This window comes from Mycobacterium sp. ELW1, assembly GCF_008329905.1.
GTDB lineage: Bacteria > Actinomycetota > Actinomycetes > Mycobacteriales > Mycobacteriaceae > Mycobacterium.
Genome location: NZ_CP032155.1, coordinates 5,411,767 through 5,428,521, shown reverse-complemented (window position 1 = coordinate 5,428,521; position 16,755 = coordinate 5,411,767). Strand labels below are relative to the sequence as shown.

Sequence of the window (16,755 nt, the reverse complement as noted above, 5' to 3'; positions counted from 1 at the left end):
CTTTAGGAGCCGCGGGTGTCTGCGACCATCACCGACGAACAGTTTGCCGCCCGCGAGTTGGTCCGCAGCTGGGCGGCCTCCTCCGGTGCACTTGCCGCTGTTCGCGACGTCGACCATGGCACACCCGACGCGTGGCGCCCGGTGTACCGAGCGCTCGCCGAGCTGGGGCTGTTCGGAGTCGCGGTGGCCGAAGACGCCGGCGGCGCCGGCGGTTCCATCCAGGATTTGTGCGCCATGGTCGAGGAGGCGGCGCGGGCGCTGATCCCCGGACCGGTTGCGACGACCGCGGTCGCCACGCTGGTGATCTCCGATCCCGAGCTGCTCGACGCGCTCGCTTCCGGTGAGACCTCCGCGGGCCTGGCCCTGGCTGCCGACCTGCGCAAAGACGGTGATCAGGTGTCCGGCACCGCCGACTATGTGCTCGGCGCCGACACCTCGGGCGTGCTGCTGCTCCCGGTGGGTGACGAGGTCGTCGTCGTCGACGCGAGCGCCGACGGGGTCTCGGTGGAGCTGCTGGCGGCCACCGACTTCTCCCGGCCCCTGGGCCGGGTGACCCTGAACTCGGTGCCCGCCACCACGCTGGCTGTCACGCGGCGCCGGTTCGAGGACCTGGCCGCCACCGTGCTGGCGGCCGAGACCGCGGGCATCGCCCGCTGGACGCTGGACACCGCCGTGGACTACGCCAAGGTGCGTGAGCAGTTCGGCAAGCCGATCGGCAGCTTCCAAGCGATCAAGCACATGTGCGCCGAGATGCTGTTGCGCTCCCAGCAGGCTGCGGTCGCGGCGGCCGACGCCGCCGTCGCAGCTGCCGGCGAGGATGCCCAGCAGCTGTCCATCGCCGCCGCCATCGCCGCCGCCATCGGTATCGAAGCCGCTACAGCCAACGCCAAGGACTGCATCCAGGTGCTCGGCGGCATCGGCATCACCTGGGAGCATGACGCCCACCTCTACCTGCGTCGCGCCTACAGCATCGGCCAGATCCTCGGTGGCCGGCCGGCGTGGCTGCGCCGGGTCGCCGCGCTGACGCTGGACGGGGTGCGCCGCGAGTTGCACATCGACCTGGACTCCGTCGCGCACCTGCAGCCCGAGATCGCCGCTGCGGTGGCCGAGGTGGCCAAGCTCCCGGCGGACCAGCGTCAGCCCGCGCTGGCCGACACCGGTCTGCTCGCCCCGCACTGGCCCAAGCCGTACGGCCGGGAGGCGTCGCCGGCCGAGCAGCTGCTCATCGACTCCGAAATGGCCAAGGCCGATGTGCAGCGCCCTGATCTGGTGATCGGCTGGTGGGCGGTGCCGACGATTCTGGAGGGCGGCACGCCCGAGCAGATCGAGCGGTTCGTGCCGGCCACTCTGCGCGGCGAGATCATCTGGTGCCAGCTGTTCAGTGAGCCCGGCGCCGGGTCGGACCTGGCTGCCCTGCGCACCAAAGCTGTTCGCGCCGAGGGTGGTTGGAAGCTCACCGGCCAGAAGGTGTGGACCTCTGCGGCGCAGAAGGCGCACTGGGGTGTCTGCCTGGCCCGCACCGACCCCGACGCGCCGAAGCACAAGGGCATCACGTACTTCCTGATCGACATGCGCTCGCCCGGCATCGTGGTGCGGCCGCTGCGGGAGATCACCGGCGACGAGCTCTTCAACGAGGTCTTCTTCGACGACGTTTTCGTGCCCGACGACATGGTGGTCGGCACCGTCAACGACGGCTGGCGGCTGGCCCGCACCACGCTGGCCAACGAGCGGGTCGCGATGGCGCAGGGCACCGCGCTGGGCAATCCGGTGGAGGAGATGCTGCGCTCGGTCGCCGCGCGTGAACTGGACACCGCGCTGCAGGACCAGACGGCCAAGCTGATCCTGTCGGCACAGGCGGGCTCGCTGCTCGATCAGCGCATCGCGCAGCTGGCGGTCGGCGGACAGGACACCAGCGCAGAAGCCAGCGCACGCAAGCTGATTGGGGTTCGGCACCGTCAGGCGCTGGCCGAGTTCCGCCAGGAGCTGTCCGATTCGGGCGGCCTCACCGTCGACGGATTCGTGCACGACTTCCTCAACACCCGGTGCCTGACGATCGCCGGGGGCACCGAGCAGATCCTGCTCACCATGGCCGGGGAACGGCTGCTGGGCCTGCCCCGCTAGCGCACATCTCGCGAGTGTGCGGTTTCATCCGCAACACGCCGCCCTCGGCGGATGAGGACGCACACTCGCGCGTGACGAGCGGGCCGCGCTATTCGTCGTAAGTGACTTCGACGGAATCGGAGGTCGGCCGCGCCTGGCAGGCCAGGATGAGACCCTCGTCGATGTCGCTGGGCTCCAGGACGTCGTTGATGTCCATCTCCACGCCACCGCTGCGCTTGACCACCGCGCACGCCCCGCAGTGCCCCTCACGGCAGGAGAACGGTACGTCGAGTCCCTTGTCGAGAAGGACGTCGAGCAGTTTGGCGCTGCGCGGCCACGACACGGTGTGGGTCTGCCCGTCGAGTTCGACGACGGCTTCCGCCGGCGGTTCGTCGCCGTCGTCAGTGATCGTCACCGCGGCGAAGGGATCGGTGTCCAGTGAGCGGAACACCTCGATGTGCACCTGCTTGGCCGGCACCTGCAACGAGTCCAGCGCTTGTTCGGCGGCCTGCATGAACGGCCCCGGCCCGCAGATGAACGCCTGGCGGTCGGTGTAGGGCGCCATCACGTTGCTCAACGCCGCGGTGCTGGGCAGTCCCTGCACCGACTCCAGCCAGTGCACGACCGTCAGCCGGTCGGGGTACTTGGCGGCCAGGTCACGCAGGGTGCCGGCGAAGATGACGGAACGCTCGTCTCGGTTGGCGTAGATCAGCGTCACCTTGCCGCTGCCCTCCGAGAGTGCCGACTTGCAGATGGCCAGCATCGGGGTGATCCCGCTGCCCGCCGCGATCAGCAGGAAATCGGTGTCCAGGGTTTTGGGCACGAAGGTTCCCGATGGCGCGAGCACGTGGATCTTCATGCCCCGGTGCGCGTGGTCGCACAGCCAGTTCGACGCGTAGCCGTCGGCGGTGCGCTTGACGGTGACGGTCAGGGCGTCGTCGGTGAACGGCGAGCTGCACAGCGAGTAGCAGCGCGCCACCGAACCCGTCCGGTCGCTGGGGATGCGCAGGGTCAGGAACTGGCCGGGCGCGTAGCGCAGCCGATCTGCCGGGATGTCGGCACCGGCGGGCACGCCGAACACCAGCGATCGCGAGTCGTCGGTTTCGTCGACCACATCGGTCACTTCCAACTCGAGCACGTGGCTGCCCAGCGGCTCGTTGGGTGGAACCTGCGTCACGGTGTTCAGCCTTCCCTCCGCCTAACTAGAACAGGTTACAGAAATCGCTTTCCATATCGCTACCAGCCGCAGGCTCGCCCTGCTCGACACAAATCGTAACGTGTTCTAGTCTTGGGTCCAGAACCACACTCTGGGAGGCATGCAGTGACGTCCATTCAACAGCGTGACGCGAACGCAGTTCTCACCGGCATCGATGAACTGTTGCCCAAGCTTCGCGATCGTGCACAGGAGACCGAGGACCTGCGTCGGATTCCCGAGGCCACGATTGCCGAGCTGGACGAGGTCGGATTCTTCAAGCTGCTGCAGCCCGAGCAGTGGGGCGGTCTGCAGAGCGACCCGACGATGTTCTACGAGGCGGTGCGACGGCTGGCCAGCGCCTGCGGGTCCACCGGCTGGGTGGCCGGAATCCTCGGCGTACACAACTGGCATCTGGCGCACTTCGATCAGCAGGCCCAGGAAGACGTCTGGAGTGCCGATCCCACGGTCCGGATCTCGTCGTCGTACGCCCCTATGGGTGCCGGCGTGGTGACAGAGGCCGGCGACGGGTACATCGTCAACGGCGCCTGGCACTGGTCGTCGGGGTGCGATCACGCCACCTGGACGTTCGTCGGTGGTCCCGTGATCAAGGACGGCAGGCCGGTCGACTTCGGCAGCTTCCTGGTCCCGATCAGCGACTACCGCATCGAGGACGACTGGCATGTGGTGGGCCTCAAGGGAACCGGTAGCAACACCCTGGTGATGAAGGACGTCTTCGTTCCGCGCCACCGGTTCACCTCGTTCAAGGCGATGGGCGATCTGTCGTCGCCGGGACTGCAGACCAATACCGCACCGGTGTACAAAATGCCGTGGGGCACCATGCATCCCACGACCATTTCCACCCCGATCGTGGGAATGGCCTATGGCGCCTACGACGCGCACGTCGAGCACCAGGGCAAGCGGGTGCGCGCGGCCTACGCCGGCGAGAAGGCCAAGGACGACCCGTTCGCCAAGGTCCGCATCGCCGAGGCGTCCAGTGATATCGACGCAGCGTGGACCCAGCTGTCGGGCAACCTCGCCGCCGAGTACAAGCTGCTGCTCGACGGTCAGGACATCCCGCTTGAGTTGCGGGCCAAGGCTCGTCGTGACCAGGTGCGCGCCACCCAGCGTGCGATCGCATCGGTCGACCGGCTGTTCGAGAGTGCCGGCGCCACCGCGTTGGGCACTGACACTGCGCTGCAACGGTTCTGGCGTGACGCCCACGCCGGGCGGGTGCACGCCGCCAACGACGCAGAGCGCGCCTACGTGATGTTCGGCAACCAGGCATTCGGGCTGCCGCTCGGCGACACAATGGTGTAACCGGTTCACACAACCTGACGATCGACCATCTCGGAGGTGGGGTATGACGCTGAAAGCCCTCGGCTATATGCGGATCGAGGCCACCGACGTGGCGGCCTGGCGGGACTTCGGAACCAAAGTGCTCGGCATGGTGGAAGGTGACGGGGCCATCCCCGACGCGCTCTACCTCCGCATGGACGAGTTCGCCGCCCGGCTGGTGATCGTGCCCGGCGACCGGGACCGGCTGCTGGTCTCCGGTTGGGAGGTCGCCGATGCGCCCGCACTGCAGAGTCTGCGCGAGACCCTGGCCAAGGCGGGCGTCGATTTCGTCGAAGGCACCCGCGAGGAGAAGTCCGAGCGACGTGTCGAGGGGCTGATCCGATTCTCCGATCCCGCGGGCAACACCCTCGAGGCGTTCCACGGTGCGCAGTACCTCGGTCGTCGCTTCGTCAGCCCGTACGGCCACAAGTTCGTGACCGCCGAACAGGGTCTCGGCCATGTGGTGCTGACCTGTGACGACGACGTCGCCGCGCAGGCGTTCTATCAGGATGTGCTCGGCTTCAAGCTGCGGGATTCGATGAGCCTGCCGCCGGAGATCGCGGGCCGCCCCGCTGACGGGGACCCGATCTGGTTGCGGTTCTACGGCTGCAACCCGCGCCACCACGCGCTGGCGTTCATGCCGATGCCCAACCCGACCGGCATCGTGCACCTGATGGTCGAGGTGGAGAACTCCGATGACGTCGGCCTGTGCCTGGACCGTGCGTTGCGCCGCAAGGTGAAGATGTCGGCCACACTCGGCAGGCACACCAACGACAAGATGCTCTCCTTCTACATGAAGACCCCCGGTGGCTTCGACGTCGAATTCGGTTGTGAGGGGCTCGAAGTCGACGATCACGACTGGATCGCCCGGGAGAGCACAGCCGTCAGCCTGTGGGGCCACGACTTCTCCGTCGGGTTCAAGTAGCCGATGGCATCCCCGGAGATCGACCCTCGCACATTCCGGCATGTGCTCGGGCAGTTCTGTACCGGCATCACGATCATCACCACAGTGCACGAGGACACGCCGGTCGGCTTCGCCTGCCAGTCGTTCGCGGCGCTGTCGCTCGAGCCGCCGCTGGTGCTGTTCTGCCCGACCAAACTGTCCCGGTCCTGGGCGGCCATCGAGGCCAGCGGAAAGTTCTGCGTCAACATCCTGCATGAGAACCAGAAGGACGTGTCCGCCCGGTTCGGGTCCAGGGAACCGGACAAGTTCGGCGGGATCGACTGGAGCCCAAGCAAGCTCGGCTCACCGGTGATCGAAGGCACGCTCGCCCACATCGACTGCACCGTGCATTCGGTGCACGACGGCGGCGACCACTTCGTGGTGTTCGGTGCCGTGCACTCGCTGTCCGAAGTGCCGAAGAAGAAGCCGCGCCCGCTGCTGTTCTATCGCGGCGAGTACACCGGTATCGAGCCGGACAAGAACAGCCCGGCCCAGTGGCGCGACGACCTCGACGCGTTCCTCACCACCACGACGACCGACACCTGGCTCTAGCGCTGTTCGTCGATGAAGCCGACGATCGCCGCGGCCACCTCGCGGTGCACCGTCTCGTTCAGGATGTCGTGATGTGCACCCGGGAACTCGTGCAGCCTCAAGGGCTCGATCTGCTCGGCGTAGGCGCGCAGCGCGCTCACCGGAGCGATCGGATCGAGTTCGCCGTGGATGGCCAGCGTCGGGACAGCCAGCTTCGGCAGCTCCGCGCCGAAATGGTCCCAGGCCCGGTCAAGTTCACGCGCCAGGGTGCCGCCGTCGGCGTCGACGAATGCCAACGGGTCGTTCTCCAGCGAGTCCAGGTAGAACGGGTCGCCCGACAGCCAGCCCGGGTCGAGTTCGACCGCGTCACCGCCGAGCAGTTCGGGGACCGGCACCAGGGGAGAACCTGAAATAACTGCTGCCGCATACTGTTTCGGATCTTTCAGAAGCCGGAACAGCGTGACCACCGAGCCGAATGAATGCCCTTGTGCGATCAGCGGGATTCCGGGCGTCTGCTGACGGGCCAGTTCGGTCAGCGAATCGGCCAGCGCCGAGCTGTCCTCGATCGACCCGAAATCGCCGCGTTCGCCCGGTGAGAGCCCGTGGCCGAACTGGTCGACGGCCCACAAGTCGATGCCGGCGGCGTTGAGGGCGAAGCCCAGGCGGTGATAGACGCCGGTGTGCTCGCCGAAACCGTGCAGGAAGATGACCGCCGCGTGCGGCTGGTCGGCGGCCCAGTGCCGGTAGTAGGCGCGGCCGCGGTCGTGGTCGATGAAGGGCATGCGATGAGCCCACCAGCTCCGGTGTTGTCACGCAACACTTTCACTCAGCGCGCGCCGGTTCCGGCCAGCGCGCCGGCCATCTCGCGCACGCGAACCGTGATCGCCTCGACCAGCGCCCCAACCTCCGGCCGGCGCAGGGTCTCCTCCCGCGCCACCAGCCAGTAGCTCAGGTCGACGGCCACCTCATCGGGCAACACCCGAACCAGGTCGTCATGGCGGTCGGCCATGAAGCAGGGCAGCAGTCCCAGGCCGGCGGCCGCCCGGGTCGCCTCGACGTGGACGAAGACGTTGGTCGACGTCACCGATTCCTGCATCGCCGGAACGAAACTCGACGCCAGATCCAGATCGTCGACCTGCAGCATGGAATCGATGAAGTACACCAGCCGGTGGCGCGCCAGTTCGGCGACGGTGGCGGGGGAGCCGTGCTGGGACAGATAGCCGTGTGATCCATAAAGCCCGAGCCGGTAGTCGCCGAGTCGCGTGGCGACGGCGCGGCGTACCCGCGGCTCGCCGACCACCACCTCGATGTCGAGGCCGGATCGCTGTTGTGACGCGCGCCGTGTCGCGGTGACGATCTCGACGGTGACGCGGGGGTGCCGGCGTTGCATCTGGGCGGCGGCCGGGGCAGCGATGTAGGCACTGAACCCGTCGGTCGCCGAGAGCCGAACCACCCCTTCCAGAGAGCGGTGTCCGTCGGCGCCCGTGGCCAGTGCGCGTACCGCCGACTCGATGCTCTCGGCGGCAACCAGGGCGTCACGGCCCAGGTCGGTCAACTCCCACCCACCGGCGCCGCGCCCCAGTACCCGTCCGCCCAGGGTCTGTTCCAGGGCGGCTATCCGCCGCGAGATCGTGGTGTGGTTGAGGCCCAGTTCTTCGGCGGCCGTCACGAACCGACCGGAGCGCCCGACAGCCAGCAACACCAGCAGATCGTCGGCGCTCGGCCTCGGCGCGGAGGAACCGGACATATCTGCATAATTGCAGACGGATCCTGCGTATTTCGGCATTGCGCGGCATATGGCGTGCGCGAATACTCATCAACGTGTGGCTGCCGTCACATATGGGCATGGGGTGACCGAGGAGGGACAGATGAGCGTGACCACTGTGACGAGCGGCCTTCGCAAGGTGGTCGCCGCCTCGATGGCGGGCACCGTCGTCGAGTGGTACGAGTTCTTCCTCTACGGCACCGCGGCCACCCTGGTCTTCAACAAGATCTTTTTCGCCAAGGGAACCAGCGACCTCGACGCGATCCTTGCGGCCTTCATCACCTATGCCGTCGGCTTCGCCGCGCGACCGCTCGGTGGAATCGTGTTCGGTCACTTCGGTGACAAGTACGGGCGCAAGAAACTCCTGCAGTTCAGCCTGGTGCTCGTCGGTGCGTCGACATTTCTGATGGGATGCCTGCCGACCTTCGGGCAGATCGGTTACTGGGCACCGGCGCTTCTGGTGGTGCTGCGCTTCCTTCAGGGATTCGCCGTGGGCGGTGAGTGGGGCGGCGCGGTGCTGTTGGTTGCCGAACACAGTCCCAGCCGGGAGCGCGGATTCTGGGCCAGCTGGCCGCAAGCCGGTGTCCCGGTGGGCAATATCCTCGCCACGGTGGTGCTGCTGACGTTGACCACCACGCTGTCCGAAACCGCGTTCCTGTCCTGGGGCTGGCGGGTCGGGTTCTGGCTGTCGGCGGTGGTGGTGCTGATCGGCTACTACATCCGGACCAAGGTCACCGACGCCCCGATCTTCGTGGCGGCCCAGCAGGAGGCCGAGCAGATCAAGGCAAGCTCCTACGGCGTCGTCGAGGTTCTCAAGCGTTATCCGCGTGGGGTTTTCACCGCCATGGGGCTCCGCGTCGCGGAGAACATCATGTACTACCTGGTGGTCACCTTCTCGATCACCTACCTCAAGGTGCAGGTGCACGCCGACACCAGCGACATCCTGTGGTGGCTATTGGCCGCGCACGCCGTGCATTTCGTGGTGATCCCGTACGCCGGCCGGCTGTCGGACCGCTTCGGACGCCGACCGGTGTATCTGCTCGGTGCGCTCGGCGCCGGCGCGTGGGGCTTCTTCGCCTTCCCGATGATGAACAGCGGCCACTACCTGCTGATCATGAGTTCGATCATTCTCGGTCTGGTCATCCACGCGCTGATGTACGCGCCGCAACCGGCGCTGATGGCCGAGATGTTCCCGACCCGGATGCGGTATTCCGGTGTCTCCCTGGGGTATCAGGTCACCGCCATCTTCGCGGGGTCGCTGGCGCCGATCATCGCGGTGAAGCTGTTGGAGACCTACAAGTCGGCGGTGCCGATCGCGATCTATCTGGCCGGCGCCGCGGTGATAACCCTTGTCGCGCTGGCGTTCACCCGAGAGACCAAGGGTATCGACCTGGCCGATATCGACAACGCCGACGCCCAGCGCGATGGCAGGCCGGCGTCCGCGACGGCGCTGACATGACGGCGCTCGACGGGCGTTCTGCTCTGGTCACCGGGGCAGCCAGTGGCATCGGTGCGGCCTGCGCCCGCGAGCTGGCCGCCCGCGGGGCGAAAGTCACCGTCGCCGACATCGACGGTGCCGGGGCCGCTGCGCTGGCCGGTGAGATCGGCGGAAAAGCCTGGGAGGTAGACCTTCTCGACGTCACCGCGTTGGAAGAGCTGCACCTGGACTTCGACATCCTGGTCAACAACGCCGGAATGCAGGTCATCGATGCGATCGTGGACTATCCGCCGGAGAAGTTCAGGACGCTGCTCGCGCTGATGGTGGAGGCGCCGTTCCTGCTCGTGCGTGCCGTGTTGCCGGTGATGTACGAGCGCGGGTTCGGCCGGATCATCAACATCTCCTCCATCCACGGGCTGCGCGCCTCGGAGTTCAAGGTCGCCTACGTGACGGCCAAACACGCGCTGGAGGGCTTGTCCAAGGTGACCGCACTGGAGGGCGGCCCGCACGGCGTGACCAGCAACTGCGTCAACCCGGGCTATGTGCGAACGCCGTTGGTCACCAAGCAGATTGCCGACCAGGCCCGCACCCACGGCATCGACGAGCAGGAAGTGCTCGAGACGATCCTGCTCAGCGAGAGTGCGATCAAGCGGCTGGTGGAACCCGACGAGGTTGCAGACCTGGTCGGCTGGCTGGCATCGCCTGCCGCGGCGATGGTGACCGGCGCGTCCTACACGATGGACGGCGGTTGGAGCGCCCGTTGAGCTACTGGCTGCTCAGCCACGGTCCCAACCGGCGCAGTGCCTCGTCGATGTCACTTGACGGCCCGGCGAACGACAACCGTACGTAGGACCCGCCACGGACAGTGTCGAAATCGACGCCCGGCGCGATCGCCAATCCGGTATCAGCCAAGAGCTTTTCGCAGAACCGCAACGAGTCCGAGGTGTAGTCCGAGACGTCGGCGTACACGTAGAACGCCCCGTCGGTGGGCGCCAGCCGGTTCAGGCCGATGTCGCGCAGGCCCGTCAGCAGCTTCTCCCGGTTGGCGCCGTAGTGGTGCAGATGGCCTTCCGCTTCGGTGATGGCCTCCGGCGTGAACGCGGCCACCGCCGCATACTGCGGGAGCACCGGCGGGCAGATCGTGAAGTTCCCGGTGAGGCAATCCACCGCGCGACGCAGCGCCTGCGGCACCAGCAGCCAGCCCAGCCGCCAGCCCGTCATCGCGAAGTACTTCGAAAAGCTGTTCGCCACAACTGCATTGCGCGAGGTCTGCCACGCACATGACGTCTCCGGAGCGCCGGGGTAGATCAGCCCGTGGTACACCTCATCGCTGATCAGCCGGGCCCCGGTCTGGTCGCACCAGGTGGCGATCGCCGCGAGCTCCTCGGGCGCGATCACTGTCCCGGTGGGGTTGGCCGGGCTGGCCACGATCACACCCTGCACCGGCGGATCCAGCTCGGCCAACATCTGCACCGTCGGCTGGAAGCGCGTCTGGGGCCCACACGGGATCTCCACCACCTCACAGCCCAGCGCGGACAGAATGTTGCGGTAGCAGGGATATCCCGGGCTGGCGATGGCGACCCGGTCGCCGGCGTCGAAACACGCCAGGAATGCCAGTAGGAAGCCGCCGGAGGATCCGGTGGTCACCACCACGTCGTCGGCGATGACGTCCAGGCCGTAGCGGTCGGCATAGGACCCGGCGATCGCCTGCCGTAGCTCCGGGATGCCCAGGGCAACGGTGTAGCCCAGCTGATCGGCCTCCAGAGCGGCTGCCGCGGCAGCTCGCACCGGCTTGGGAGCGCCGACGCTGGGTTGGCCCGCCGACAGGTTCACCAGATCACCGTGGGTGCGCTGCCGCTCCGCGGCGGCCAGCCACACGTCCATGACGTAGAACGGCGGAATACCGGCCCGCAACGCCACGCGATCGTTCACCGGACTCACGCTAGAGCACCTTTCTCCGGCGGGCGCTGACGGTACAGCCCGGGTCCGTCGACGTGGAGTTCGTCGAGGAACTGTCGCGCCGCGAGGTACGCGTCCTCGATCAGCTCGGCCGTGTGGGTGAAGTCCAGCGGCGAGACCAGCCGCGGCGCGGGTCCGGGCAGGTACACCACCGGGATGTTCTCGGCCACCAGCGTCGCCTCGGATACCGACTGCGAATGCATGGTCACCAGTGCGGTGTACAGCAGGATGTCGGCGATGGTGTCGGTGGAGCGCGGGAGCTGACCGGGGAAGAAGCAGTCCAGCACCACGAGCGAGCGCGCGCCCATCGCGACGGCCTGGCGCATCGGGACGTTGGCCACCACGCCGCCGTCGTACAGCCGCAGCCCGTCGTGGTCGACGGGCGGATAGATGCCGGGTATGGCGGAGCTGGCCAGCAGCGCGGGCAGCAGCGGGCCCTGCCGAAGCACATGGGGCTGCGCGGTCGCGACATCGACGGCGACGGCCGCGAACGGCAGGACGAGATCGGCGAAATCCGTGGTAGGGCCGAGAAAGTCGGCGATGACGGCTGCCAGCCCGGTGTTGGGGAACAGGTGGGTCTTGACCCGTTGCAACAGCAACGCCTGGGCGATCAGGCCGCCGGGAAACACTTCCTCCCGGGTCATCCGCGCCCACGCGTGGGACAACCGGTTGGCGGCCCCGACCGGGTCGGACGCCAGCACCGCCCCGTTGATCGATCCGACGGAGGTGCCGGCTACCAGGTCGGGACCCAGGTCTCGCTCGCTCAGTGCCTGCAGCATGCCGACCTGGACCGCACCCAGGCTGCCGCCCCCGCCGAGGACGTAGCCGATCGGATGGGGCAGGTTGACCGCGGTGAGCTTCACCGAAGTCAGGCTAGAACACCTGTGATTCGAGCTGGCGCAGTTGGTCCGACACCGAACCGAGCAGCTGGGCGCTGCCGTGTGCGCGCTTGAAGTACAGCTGGATGTCGTGTTCCCAGGTGATCGCGATTCCGCCGTGCAGCTGGATCGCTTCGCCCGCGACCTTGGTGAACGCCTCCGTGGCGGCCAGCCGGGCCAGCGCTGCCGATGTCGGTGACGGTGCGGCGATGGCATCGTCGACGACGGCACGGGCCGACTGGACCGCGACGTACAGGTCGGCCATCCGGTGTTTGAGCGCCTGGAAGCTGCCGATCGGTCGGCCGAACTGCACGCGTTCCTTGGTGTAGTCGACAGTGAGTTCCAGGCAGCGGGTGGCCGCGCCGATCTGCTCGGCTGCCAGCAGGATGGCCGCAGTGTCGGCCAGGCCGGGATCGGTGCCGATGACATCGGTGGATCCCGCGGACAGGCGCGCCAGCCGGCGGGTCGGGTCCATGGTCTGGACCGTCTCGGCGCTGACGTCGTTCCAGCGAACGAGCGAGTCACCATCGACACCGACCACCACATCGGCGATGTCACCGTTGACCACGTAGCCGGGATCGAACACCACCGCGCCGATGGACTCTCCCGCGGCGAGTTGCTCGAGTGTGTCGGTGTCGGGTTCGCCTGCGGCGAGCAGGGCCAGCTCGGCCAGCGTCGTTCCCAGCAGCGGTGTCGGGACCAGGCCGCGGCCGAGTTCCTCGAGAACCGCTGCGGCATCGGCCAATTCCCCGCCGGCACCGCCGAGTTCCTCGGGCACCACCAGTGCGGCGACGCCGACCTGTTCGCACAGCTTCGACCACAACGATGCGTCGTAGCCGCGATCGGACTCCATGGCTTCGCGGACCGCGGCGGGCGATGCGTGCTTGTCGATCAGCGCCGCGACGGTCTCGCGCAGCATCTGCCGTTCTTCGGTGGATGTCATGTCAGCGCCTCCAGCACTCGACGACGATGGCTGGTCGGATCCCCCCACGCCGAGTGCAGCGCCTGCACCCGCAGCAGCCACAGCGACAGGTCGTGCTCAGACGTGAAGCCGATGGCGCCGTGAGTCTGCAGCGAGGACCGCGCCGCCAGCAGCGCGGCGTCCGAGGCGGCCGCCTTGGCGGCGCTGACATCGCGTGCGGTGTCGGGGGATCCGTCGGCCAGCGACAAGGCCGCGCCGTAGATCAGGGGCCGGGCCAACTCCACTGCGATGTGGACATCGGCGAGCTTGTGCTTGATCGCCTGGTAGCTGCCGATGATCCGGCCGAACTGGCTGCGCTGCTTGGCGTATTCGACCGACATGTCCAGCATCGCCTGCGCGGCGCCGACCAGTTGCGCGGCGGTCGCCAGCGCGCCGTACTCAAATGCCAGTGCCACGTCGGCGTCGCGGGTGTCCGCGGCGGTGACGTCGAAGAGGGTGCGGCTGGGGTCGACGGACTCGTGCCCGTCGCCGACGGTGGCGTCACCGACCCGGCCGTCCTGCGCCAGCAGGGTCAGTCCGGCGAAATCGGCGTTGACCGCGCGGGGCACCGACGGCGGCAAGGCCACCGTGGCGATCAGTTCGCCGGCCGCGAGCGCGGCCGACCGGTCGCCCCAATCATCGTGGCCGGCCAGCAGAACCGGGGCCACCGCAATGGATTCCGTGACCGGCCCGGGGACGTTCCAGCGGCCGAGCCGCTCCAGAGCGACCACCAGGTCGACGGGATGCGCTTCGATGCCGTCGTACTTCTCGGCAACGGCCAGGGCGGTCACACCGAGGTCGGTCAGCGCCGACCACACCTTGCGTGCGGGTGCGGTGTCGCCCTGTGCCCACGCCCGGACCGCGCCGGGGACATCGGCGGCGCCCAGTGCGGCGTCGATACTGGCGGCGAAGTCCCGCTGCTGTTCGTCGAGTGCGAATTTCATTTCTTCGCTCCTGCGTTCGCTGAGCTTTCCCGGGGCAGCCCGAGCAGGCGCTCGGCGATGATGTTGCGCTGAATCTCGTTGGTCCCGGCGTAAATCGGACCGCCCAACGCGAACAGCAGGCCCTCGGTCCAGGAGTCCGTCAGCTCGGCGTCGGCGCCGCGGAGCTCCAACGCCGTCTGGTGCAGCGCGACGTCCAGGTCCGACCAGAACACCTTGGTCACCGACGACTCGGCACCCAGTTCGCCGCCGCCGGCGATCCGGGTGACGGTACCGAACGTGTGCAGGCGGTAGGCCTGCGCCTTGATCCAGGCGTCGGCAACCCGGTCGGCGAACGCCGGATCGGCACCGCGATCGTGCCACTGCGACACCAGCCGTTCGGCCGGCGCGAGGAACCGCGCGGGGCTGCGCAGGGACATGCCACGCTCGTTGCTCGTGGTGCTCATCGCGGCGCGCCAGCCGTCGTGCACCCCGCCGATGACATCGGCGTCGGGCACGAATACGTTGTCCAAGAACACTTCTCCGAAGCCGGTATCACCGCCCAGCTGCGCGATCGGGCGCACCGTCACACCCTCAGCCTTGAGGTCGAACATGAAGTACGTCAGACCGCGGTGGCGCTCGGCGCTCGGGTCAGAACGGAACAATCCGAATGCGCGGTCGCCGAACACCGCCCGGCTGCTCCAGATCTTCTGGCCGTTGAGCAACCAGCCACCGTCGGTCTGGGTGGCCGTGGATCGTAGCGAGGCAAGGTCGCTGCCCGACTCGGGCTCCGACCAGGCCTGCGCCCAGATCTCTTCGCCGCTGGCCATTTTCGGCAGGACGCGGTCCAGCTGCTCCTCGGTGCCGTGTGCGAAGAGCGTCGGTGCCAACATGGAGGTGCCGTTGGCGCTGGCGCGTCCCGGCGCTCCGGCCCGGAAGTACTCCTCCTCGTAGACCACCCACTGCAACAGCGATGCGTCACGCCCGCCGTACTTTTCCGGCCAGGTGATCACCGACAGACCGGCGTCGAACAGGATTCGATCCCAGCGGCGGTGCTGTTCGAACCCCTCGGCCGTGTCGTAGGACTTCGTCGGGAACGAGTCTTTATTGGCCGCCAGGAAGTCCCGCACTTCGGTGCGGAACTCTTCGGTCGCGTCGTCGTAGCGCAGATCCATCAAACCATCTCTCGCAGTGTGGGTTTAACCACTTTTCCGCCGGGGTTTCGTGGCAGTTCCGCCACGAAGACCACCGAGCGCGGGGTCTTGAAATTGGCCAGGTGCTTACGGGTGTAGTCGATCACGGTCTGCTCGTCGAGATCGCTGTCGGGCCTGCGCACGATGAACGCCCGCCCGACCTCACCGAGACGTTCGTCGGGCACGCCGATCACGGCGGCATCGGCGACTCCCTCGAGCCGGGCCAGAACCTGCTCGATCTCGGCGGGGTAGACGTTGAAACCGCCGCAGATGTACATGTCCTTGAGTCGGTCGGTGATGCGCAGATTCCCTGCCGCATCGACGGTGCCGACATCGCCCGTGTGCAGCCAGCCATCACTGTCGATCGCGGCCGCCGTCGCCGCCGGGTCGTCGAGGTAGCCGAGCATCACGTTGGGTCCGCGCAGCAGCACCTCACCGGCTCCGGTCTCGGAATCCGGCGAGTCGATACGCAGTTCGAAATCCGCGATCGGCCGTCCGCACGTGGTCGCGACTGTGACGGCGTCGTCATCGGCACGGCACATGGTGCCGAAACCGTTGGCCTCGGTCAGCCCGTATGCGGTGAGCACGATGTCGAAGTCGAGCTCGGCCTGCATGCGCTCGATGAGCACGACCGGCACGGTCGCCGCGCCGGTCACCGCGAACCGCAGCGAGCTCAGGTCGTACTGCGTGCGATTCGGGTGATCCAGCAGTGTCTGGAAGATCGTCGGCGGCCCGGGCACCACGGTGATGCGTTTGTCGGCGATCACCCGCATGGCCTGCTCGGGGTCGAACGTGAGCTGAGGGATCAGGGTGGCCCCGGTCTGCAGGCAGGCCAGGATGCCGGCCTTGTAGCCGAAGTTGTGGAAGAACGGGTTGATGCACAGGTAGCGGTCGGCGCTGGTGAGCTGGCCGCACTCCGCCCATGCCGCCGGGGCTGCGAGCGATTGCCGGTGCGCGCAGAGCACACCTTTGCTGCGGCCGGTGGTGCCCGAGGTGAACAGCACGTCGGACGGATCATCGGGGCGCACCGCGGCGGCGCGCGCGTCGACCTCGGACAGCGGTGCCTGCGGGCCGGCCAGGAACTCGTCCCACGAACCGTCGGCCTCGTCGATCGGGATGCGCACGATATGCCGGAGATCGGGCAGTGCGGCCCGGTCGAGATCGCCGACCCGGTCGGCGCCCAGGAACCGGCCCATGCCGAACAGCAGCGGCGCGTGCGTCCTGGCCAGAATGTCGGAGGCCTCGTCGGCGGTATAACGCGTGTTCAGCGGCACCATCACCGCACCGGCGTACTGGGTGGCCAGGCAGGCGATCACCCAGTGCCAGGTGTTCGGCGACCAGATCGCGATCTTGTCGCCGGGCTGCACGCCCAGCCCGATGATCGCGGCGGCCGCCCGGCGAACCTCCTCACGCAATTCGGCGAAGGTGAACGAGCGGTCGTCGGTGATCAGTGCATCGTGGTTGGCGAAATCGAGTGCCATCCGGTCCAGCACCGCGGGTGTGGTGCGCGGGGCGCTCGTCATCGAGACTCCTCAAG

General features: G+C 67.7%; 15 protein-coding genes. 6 read left to right on the top strand and 9 right to left on the bottom strand.

The features are described 5' to 3' along the window. Positions 1–15 precede the first annotated feature (15 nt). Positions 16–2,121: an acyl-CoA dehydrogenase family protein gene (locus D3H54_RS26010; protein ID WP_149382464.1), complete on the top strand. Its 2,106-nt coding sequence runs from the start codon at positions 16–18 to the stop codon at positions 2,119–2,121. A gap of 88 nt (positions 2,122–2,209) precedes the next feature. On the opposite strand, the gene D3H54_RS26005 is transcribed toward D3H54_RS26010, so the two are convergent. Beyond that, positions 2,210–3,277, bottom strand: a complete 1,068-nt coding sequence (locus D3H54_RS26005) for a ferredoxin--NADP reductase (RefSeq protein WP_149382463.1) — start codon at positions 3,275–3,277, stop codon at positions 2,210–2,212. 144 nt (positions 3,278–3,421) lie between these two features. Here D3H54_RS26005 and hsaA point away from each other — a divergent pair, with 144 nt between their 5' ends. From hsaA to hsaB, 3 genes are read left to right on the top strand one after another with little or no spacing between them, the layout of a single operon-like run. Beyond that, on the top strand, positions 3,422–4,612 hold the full coding sequence (gene hsaA, locus D3H54_RS26000; RefSeq protein ID WP_149382461.1) for a 3-hydroxy-9,10-secoandrosta-1,3,5(10)-triene-9,17-dione monooxygenase oxygenase subunit: 1,191 nt from the start codon (positions 3,422–3,424) through the stop codon (positions 4,610–4,612). Between the two features lie 43 nt (positions 4,613–4,655). Further along, positions 4,656–5,555: an iron-dependent extradiol dioxygenase HsaC gene (gene hsaC / locus D3H54_RS25995; protein WP_149382459.1), complete on the top strand. Its 900-nt coding sequence runs from the start codon at positions 4,656–4,658 to the stop codon at positions 5,553–5,555. Between the two features lie 3 nt (positions 5,556–5,558). Then, complete coding sequence (gene hsaB, locus D3H54_RS25990) at positions 5,559–6,125, top strand: 3-hydroxy-9,10-secoandrosta-1,3,5(10)-triene-9,17-dione monooxygenase reductase subunit (RefSeq protein WP_149382457.1); 567 nt, start codon at positions 5,559–5,561, stop codon at positions 6,123–6,125. On the opposite strand, the gene D3H54_RS25985 is transcribed toward hsaB, so the two are convergent. Beyond that, entirely contained in the window at positions 6,122–6,886 is a 765-nt protein-coding gene (locus tag D3H54_RS25985) for an alpha/beta fold hydrolase (RefSeq protein ID WP_149382455.1), read from the bottom strand. The genes hsaB and D3H54_RS25985 overlap by 4 nt on opposite strands. A gap of 44 nt (positions 6,887–6,930) precedes the next feature. Beyond that, on the bottom strand, positions 6,931–7,890 hold the full coding sequence (locus tag D3H54_RS25980; RefSeq protein WP_149382453.1) for a LysR family transcriptional regulator: 960 nt from the start codon (positions 7,888–7,890) through the stop codon (positions 6,931–6,933). Positions 7,891–7,972: 82 nt separating this feature from the next. On the opposite strand from D3H54_RS25980, the gene D3H54_RS25975 reads away from it, so the two are divergent. Together D3H54_RS25975 and D3H54_RS25970 are read left to right on the top strand one after the other, a co-directional pair. Further along, complete coding sequence (locus tag D3H54_RS25975; RefSeq protein ID WP_149382451.1) at positions 7,973–9,328, top strand: MFS transporter; 1,356 nt, start codon at positions 7,973–7,975, stop codon at positions 9,326–9,328. Next, the gene (locus D3H54_RS25970) at positions 9,325–10,071 is read left to right on the top strand and encodes a 3-hydroxybutyrate dehydrogenase (protein ID WP_115317493.1); all 747 of its coding nucleotides are present in this window, start codon (positions 9,325–9,327) and stop codon (positions 10,069–10,071) included. The genes D3H54_RS25975 and D3H54_RS25970 overlap by 4 nt, the downstream gene beginning before the upstream one ends. 1 nt (position 10,072) lies before the next feature. Here the strand turns inward: D3H54_RS25970 and D3H54_RS25965 are convergent, their stop codons facing one another. Genes D3H54_RS25965 through fadD3 form a run of 6 tightly spaced genes read right to left on the bottom strand, consistent with a single transcriptional unit; the run spans position 10,073 to position 16,741 of the window. Next, positions 10,073–11,239, bottom strand: a complete 1,167-nt coding sequence (locus D3H54_RS25965; RefSeq protein WP_149382449.1) for a pyridoxal phosphate-dependent aminotransferase — start codon at positions 11,237–11,239, stop codon at positions 10,073–10,075. Positions 11,240–11,244: 5 nt separating this feature from the next. Further along, the gene (locus D3H54_RS25960) at positions 11,245–12,129 is read right to left on the bottom strand and encodes a patatin-like phospholipase family protein (RefSeq protein WP_286199001.1); all 885 of its coding nucleotides are present in this window, start codon (positions 12,127–12,129) and stop codon (positions 11,245–11,247) included. A gap of 10 nt (positions 12,130–12,139) precedes the next feature. Then, positions 12,140–13,087, bottom strand: coding sequence for an acyl-CoA dehydrogenase IpdE2 (ipdE2, locus tag D3H54_RS25955; RefSeq protein WP_149382447.1), 948 nt, complete (start codon positions 13,085–13,087; stop codon positions 12,140–12,142). After that, the gene (locus D3H54_RS25950; protein ID WP_149382445.1) at positions 13,084–14,049 is read right to left on the bottom strand and encodes an acyl-CoA dehydrogenase family protein; all 966 of its coding nucleotides are present in this window, start codon (positions 14,047–14,049) and stop codon (positions 13,084–13,086) included. The genes ipdE2 and D3H54_RS25950 overlap by 4 nt, the downstream gene beginning before the upstream one ends. After that, positions 14,046–15,200, bottom strand: a complete 1,155-nt coding sequence (locus D3H54_RS25945; RefSeq protein WP_149382443.1) for an acyl-CoA dehydrogenase family protein — start codon at positions 15,198–15,200, stop codon at positions 14,046–14,048. Before D3H54_RS25945 ends, D3H54_RS25950 begins: the two co-directional genes overlap by 4 nt. After that, positions 15,200–16,741 (bottom strand): 3-((3aS,4S,7aS)-7a-methyl-1,5-dioxo-octahydro-1H-inden-4-yl)propanoate--CoA ligase FadD3, encoded by a 1,542-nt coding sequence (gene fadD3 / locus D3H54_RS25940; RefSeq protein WP_149382441.1) that lies wholly within the window; start codon positions 16,739–16,741, stop codon positions 15,200–15,202. Before fadD3 ends, D3H54_RS25945 begins: the two co-directional genes overlap by 1 nt. Positions 16,742–16,755: the final 14 nt, after the last annotated feature.